General features: G+C 62.8%; 7 protein-coding genes. 6 read left to right on the top strand and 1 reads right to left on the bottom strand.

All coding sequences use genetic code 11. The features are described 5' to 3' along the window. The coding region (locus ABYW26_RS10005; protein WP_372604694.1) for a transketolase C-terminal domain-containing protein at positions 1-569 on the top strand (569 nt) is incomplete at its 5' end. Between the two features lie 41 nt (positions 570-610). After that, positions 611-1,117 carry an AAA family ATPase gene (locus ABYW26_RS10000; RefSeq protein WP_372604693.1) on the top strand — a complete coding sequence of 169 codons (507 nt, stop codon included), beginning with the start codon at positions 611-613 and terminating at the stop codon, positions 1,115-1,117. Here the strand turns inward: ABYW26_RS10000 and ABYW26_RS09995 are convergent. After that, positions 1,114-1,956 carry an SDR family oxidoreductase gene (locus ABYW26_RS09995; RefSeq protein ID WP_372604692.1) on the bottom strand — a complete coding sequence of 281 codons (843 nt, stop codon included), beginning with the start codon at positions 1,954-1,956 and terminating at the stop codon, positions 1,114-1,116. The two genes, ABYW26_RS10000 and ABYW26_RS09995, sit on opposite strands and share 4 nt — an antisense overlap. A gap of 106 nt (positions 1,957-2,062) precedes the next feature. Between ABYW26_RS09995 and ABYW26_RS09990 the strand changes: the two genes are divergently transcribed. From ABYW26_RS09990 to ABYW26_RS09975, 4 genes are all read left to right on the top strand, one after another. Next, positions 2,063-3,541 carry an AMP nucleosidase gene (locus tag ABYW26_RS09990; RefSeq protein WP_372604691.1) on the top strand — a complete coding sequence of 493 codons (1,479 nt, stop codon included), beginning with the start codon at positions 2,063-2,065 and terminating at the stop codon, positions 3,539-3,541. Positions 3,542-3,672: 131 nt separating this feature from the next. Then, positions 3,673-3,960, top strand: a complete 288-nt coding sequence (locus ABYW26_RS09985; RefSeq protein WP_372604690.1) for an HU family DNA-binding protein — start codon at positions 3,673-3,675, stop codon at positions 3,958-3,960. A 76-nt stretch (positions 3,961-4,036) separates the two neighbouring features. Further along, complete coding sequence (locus ABYW26_RS09980; RefSeq protein WP_372604689.1) at positions 4,037-4,903, top strand: DMT family transporter; 867 nt, start codon at positions 4,037-4,039, stop codon at positions 4,901-4,903. Positions 4,904-4,972: 69 nt separating this feature from the next. Then, a partial coding sequence (locus ABYW26_RS09975) for a cytochrome c biogenesis CcdA family protein (protein ID WP_372604688.1) occupies positions 4,973-5,258 on the top strand: 286 nt, incomplete at its 3' end.

Raw genomic sequence — 5,258 nt, 5'->3', positions numbered from 1 at the left:
TGGCCGCCGCGGATGAGGCCGAGCTGGTGCATATGGTCGCCACTGCCGCCGCGCATAATGACGGGCCGATCGCCTTCCGCTATCCGCGGGGCGAAGGCGTGGGCGTCGAACTGCCCGAACGCGGCGAGGTTTTGCAGATCGGCAAGGGCCGGATGATCCAGCAAGGCGCACGGGTGGCGATCCTGTCGTTCGGCACGCGTCTGCCCGAGGTGATGAAAGCCGCCGAGGCATTAAGCGCGCGCGGCATCACGCCCACCGTGGCCGACGCCCGCTTTGCCAAGCCGCTGGACCGCGAACTGATCCTTGATCTGGTCGCCAACCACGAGGCGCTGATCACCATCGAAGAAGGCGCCGTCGGCGGTTTCGGCAGCCATGTAGCGCAATTGCTGTCGGATGAGGGCGTGTTTGACGCGGGCTTCAAATTCCGCGCGATGGTGTTGCCGGACAGCTTTATCGATCAGGCCAACCCCGATGACATGTATGCCAGCGCCCATCTGAACGCCCCGGATATCGAGGCCAAGGTGCTTGAGGTTCTGGGCGTCGCGCAGATCGGGGAAAAGCGGGCCTGACCCGGCTCATCATCCGTGCAACTGGAAAGATCGAGGCCCGAATGCCTTTTCACGCTGCGACCCTGCATTTGCTTTGCGGGAAAATCGGATCCGGAAAATCGACCCTCGCGGCCCGGTTGGGGCAAGCAGAGGGAACGGTTCTGATTGCCGAGGATGCATGGTTGAGCACCCTGTTCGCCGATGAAATCGCATCGCCAAAGGACTATGTGCGCTGCGCGGCCAAACTGCGGGCGATTATGGGGCCGCATGTCGCGGCGCTGCTGAATGCCGGGCTGTCGGTGGTTTTGGACTTTCCCGCGAACACGATCGAGAGCCGCAACTGGATGCTCAGCATCCTTGCGTCCACAAACGCCGCGCACCAATTGCACCTCATGACCACCCCCGACGAGGTATGCCTGGCCCGTCTTTTCGCCCGCAACGCCAAAGGCGATCATCCGTTCGCCGCAACCGAGGCCCAGTTCCAGATGTTCTCAAAGCATTTTGTCGCCCCGACGGCTGACGAAGGGTTCAATATCGTTCGCCATGGGGTCGAAGAGGACGCGTCTTAATCGGCCTCTGCGGCCAACAACGCCGCCAGCCCCGCCTTGTAGTCGGGGTATTTCAGCACCACGCCCAACTCGTCCTTGATCCGGTCGTTCCGCACCTTTTTTGACTCGGCGTAAAAGCTGCGCGCCATGGGGGTGAACGCCGCCTCGTCGAACGGAATGTCGGGCGGGATGGCCATGCCCAGCAGTTCCGCCGCATGGGCGATCACATCCTGCGGCGGCGCGGGATCGTCGTCGCAGACGTTATAGACCGCGCCGGGGTTCGGCCGCTGGATCGAGGCCAGCAGCACCTGCGCGATATCTTCGACATGAGCGCGCGAGAACACCTGTCCCGGCTTGATGATCCGCCGCGCTGTGCCGGATTTCACCTTGGCGAACGGCCCGCGCCCGGGGCCATAGATGCCCGCCAGCCGAAAGATATGCAGCGGCAGGTTCAGATCGCGCCAAGCGGCCTCGGCCTGCATCCGGGCGATGCCGCGCTCGGTGGCCGGGGTCAGGGGGGTGGTTTCGTCCACCCAGCCGCCGTGATGGTCGCCATAAACGCCGGTGGTGGACAGATAGCCAACCCAGCGCAAGTGATCGGCGCGCGCCAGTGCCGGGCCGATGTCGCGCAGCACCGGGTCGCTGTCCGCGTCAGGCGCGACTGAGCTCAGCACATGCGTCGCCCGCGCCACCGCCCCGGCCAGATCGCCGCCGGGCCAGATCACCACCTCGGCTCCGGTCATCGCGGCGGCCTTTTCGGCGCTGCGTGTCGTGGCGATCACCTGCCAGTCAGCGGGCAGAATTCGGGCCAGCGCCTGAGCGCTATAGCCATGTCCGATTGAAAGAAGCGTCTGTGTCATGCCGCGATCATCCGGTGTTCGCGGGGTCTGTGCAAGGGCGGGCTTGCGCTGGGCCGCCAAGGTGTCACACTTGGCACAACCCGTCACAAGACCAATCGAGGGACCGATGGCCGAACCGACCTTGCCCCTGCACACGCCCCCCACCAGCGACATGCAAAGTTTCACCGATGCAGCCGCCGCCGTGGCGTATTTGCAGGTGCTGTATGAACAGGCCACCGGGTTTCTGCGCGAAAAGTTTCAGGCCACCCTCGCCGGGGCGCCGCGCACCGCCCGGTTCCGCGCCTATTACCCCGAACTGCGGCTGATCACGACCAGCTTTGCCCATGTCGATAGCCGCCTGTCCTTCGGCTATGTGACCGAGCCGGGCACCTATGCCACCACGATCACCCGGCCTGACCTGTTCGGCAATTACCTGCGCCAGCAGATTGGCCTGCTGATCGAAAACCACGGCGTCGCCATCAGCGTCGGCCCGTCGCAAACGCCGATCCCGGTGCATTTCGCGGTCTCGGCGGATAGCTCGATCACCGTGCCGCAGGACGGGGCGCTGTCTTTTCCGCTGCGCGATGTGTTCGATGTGCCAGATCTGAGCACCACCCATGACGAGATCGTCAACGGCTATGGGTTCAAATATCCCGATGGCGCATGGCCTCTGGCGCCGTTCACCGCGCAGCGGGTCGATTACTCGCTGGCGCGGCTGTCGCATTACACCGCCACCGCGCCCGAGCATTTCCAGAACCATGTTCTGTTCACCAACTACCAGTTCTATGTCGAAGAGTTCGAACTCTATGCCCGCAAGGCGCTGGCCGATCCCGACAGCGGGTATATCGCGCTGGTCGGGCCGGGGAATATTGTGATCAGCGACCCCGAGGCGCCGCTGCCGACCCCGGCCAAGCTGCCGCAGATGCCGACCTATCATCTGAAACGTCAGAACGGCGCCGGGATCACCTTGGTCAATATCGGTGTCGGCCCGTCTAACGCCAAAACCGCCACCGATCACGTCGCGGTTCTGCGCCCGCATGCGTGGCTGATGGTCGGCCATTGCGCCGGGCTGCGGAACAGCCAAAGCCTTGGCGATTTCGTGCTGGCCCATGCCTATCTGCGCGAGGATCATGTGCTGGACGACGATCTGCCGATCTGGGTGCCGATCCCGGCGCTGGCCGAAATCCAGATCGCGCTGGAACAGGCGGTGGCCGCAGTGACCGAACTTAGCGGCTATGACCTGAAACAGATCATGCGCACCGGCACCGTCGCCACCATCGACAACCGCAACTGGGAACTGCGCGATCAGTCCGGCCCGGTGCAGCGTCTCAGCCAGTCACGGGCGATTGCGCTGGACATGGAAAGCGCCACGATCGCCGCGAATGGCTATCGGTTCCGGGTGCCTTATGGCACGTTGCTTTGCGTGTCGGACAAGCCGCTGCATGGCGAATTGAAGCTGCCCGGCATGGCCAGTGAGTTCTATCAGACACAGGTCGCGCGGCACCTTCAGATCGGCATTCGCGCGATGGAGGCCTTGCGGGAAATGCCGCTGGAACGCATCCACAGCCGCAAATTGCGTAGCTTTGAAGAAACAGCTTTCTTGTGACGCGGCGAAAACCAACACAAAATGCATGAAAAACACTTGATTGCGGACGCAAATCATTGTGTCTGACACATACATTCCGTTACATTACGCGGATCAGCCCCAATAAGCGGGCAGGAGTGAGGAGACCATACATGGCAAAACCGATGACCAAAACTCAGCTGGTCGCTGCGCTGGCAGAGGAAATGGGCGCGGACAAAAAGACCGCCTCGGCTGCTCTGGACGCGCTGACTGGCGTGATCACCAAAGAAGTATCCGGCGGCGGTGCAGTGACCCTGCCTGGCGTGGGCAAAATCTATTGCCGCGAGCGCCCCGAACGCATGGTTCGGAACCCGGCCACTGGCGATCAGATCAAAAAAGACGCCGACAAGGTGGTCAAGATGACCATTGCCAAAGCGTTGAAAGACAGCGTGAACGGCTAAGCGACCGGGGCTTGCCCCAAATCGCAAAACGCTTAGGGTCGCCACGTGCGGCCCTTTCTTTTTTGTCGGAGCAGACATGGATATTCGCGCCATCGCCATGGGGCTGGCTTTTGCCTTTATGTGGTCATCAGCCTTTGCCTCGGCGCGGATCATCGTCGCCGATGCGCCGCCGCTTTTGTCGCTGGCGCTGCGGTTCCTGATCTCGGGTTTGCTGGGCATTCTGATCGCCCGGCTGATGGGGCAGAGCTGGCGTTTGAACAGTGCTCAAATCAAGAGCACGATCATCTTTGGCCTGTGCCAGAACGCGCTGTATCTGGGTCTGAACTTTGTCGCGATGCAGACGGTCGAGGCCGGTCTGGCCTCGATCATCGCCTCGACCATGCCGCTGTTGGTGGCGCTGCTGGGCTGGCTGATCTGGGGTGACCGGATGCGGCCCCTGGGTCTGGCCGGGCTGGTCGCGGGCTTCGTGGGCGTGGCCCTGATCATGGGCGGCCGCATCAATGGCGGTGTCGATCTGGTTGGCGTGGGCATGTGCATCATCGGTGCGCTGGCGTTGGCGGTGGCGACCCTGACGGTGCGCAGTGCCTCGGTCGGGGGTAACCTGATGATGATTGTCGGCCTGCAGATGCTGGTCGGCAGCGTGATCCTTGCGATCATCGGCGGCTTTACCGAAACATGGGAAGTGGCCGTCAGCCCGCGCTGGCTGTTGGCCTTTGGTTATACGACTCTGGTGCCGGGTCTGCTGGCGACGATCACATGGTTCGTTCTGGTCGGACGGATCGGCGCGGTGCGGGCGGCGACGTTTCATTTCCTGAACCCGTTCTTCGGCGTCGCGGTGGCCGCGGTTCTGCTTGGCGAGGCCTTGGGCGTGATGGATGTGATTGGCGTTCTGATCATCATGGTCGGCATTCTGGCGGTGCAGTGGTCGCGGCAACGCATCTGACGGTCATGTGATCGCGCGTCAGGGGTTGTTTAATGACAGCGGCCCGGGCTTGCGCCAAGACTCGCGGTCATGGAACTTGTGCTTGGATATGCGGCGGGTCTGCTGACCCTGATCAACCCCTGCGTTCTGCCGGTGTTGCCGATCGTGCTGGCAACGGCGCTGCAGGCGCATCGGCTGGGACCGATCGCGGTTGCGGCGGGGATGAGCCTGTCTTTCGTCACTCTGGGCATGGTCATCACCGTTGCCGGGCGCAGTCTGGGCATCACTGAAACCACCATCGCCAATGCCGGGGCCGTGCTGATGATCGGCTTTGGCCTGATCCTGCTGGTGCCGCGGTTCAGCGCCAATTTTGCCA

Source organism: Actibacterium sp., assembly GCF_041584535.1.
Lineage (GTDB): Bacteria > Pseudomonadota > Alphaproteobacteria > Rhodobacterales > Rhodobacteraceae > Actibacterium_D.
This window is presented reverse-complemented; position numbering and strand designations above follow the sequence as displayed.

Excerpts from the sequence above, each read along its gene's own strand:
- ABYW26_RS09995 (WP_372604692.1), bottom strand. The coding sequence starts at position 1,956 with ATGACACAGACGCTTCTTTCAATCGGACATGGCTATAGCGCTCAGGCG.
- ABYW26_RS09980 (WP_372604689.1), top strand. The coding sequence starts at position 4,037 with ATGGATATTCGCGCCATCGCCATGGGGCTGGCTTTTGCCTTTATGTGG.
- ABYW26_RS09985 (WP_372604690.1), top strand. The coding sequence starts at position 3,673 with ATGGCAAAACCGATGACCAAAACTCAGCTGGTCGCTGCGCTGGCAGAG.
- ABYW26_RS09990 (WP_372604691.1), top strand. The coding sequence starts at position 2,063 with ATGGCCGAACCGACCTTGCCCCTGCACACGCCCCCCACCAGCGACATG.
- ABYW26_RS10000 (WP_372604693.1), top strand. The coding sequence starts at position 611 with ATGCCTTTTCACGCTGCGACCCTGCATTTGCTTTGCGGGAAAATCGGA.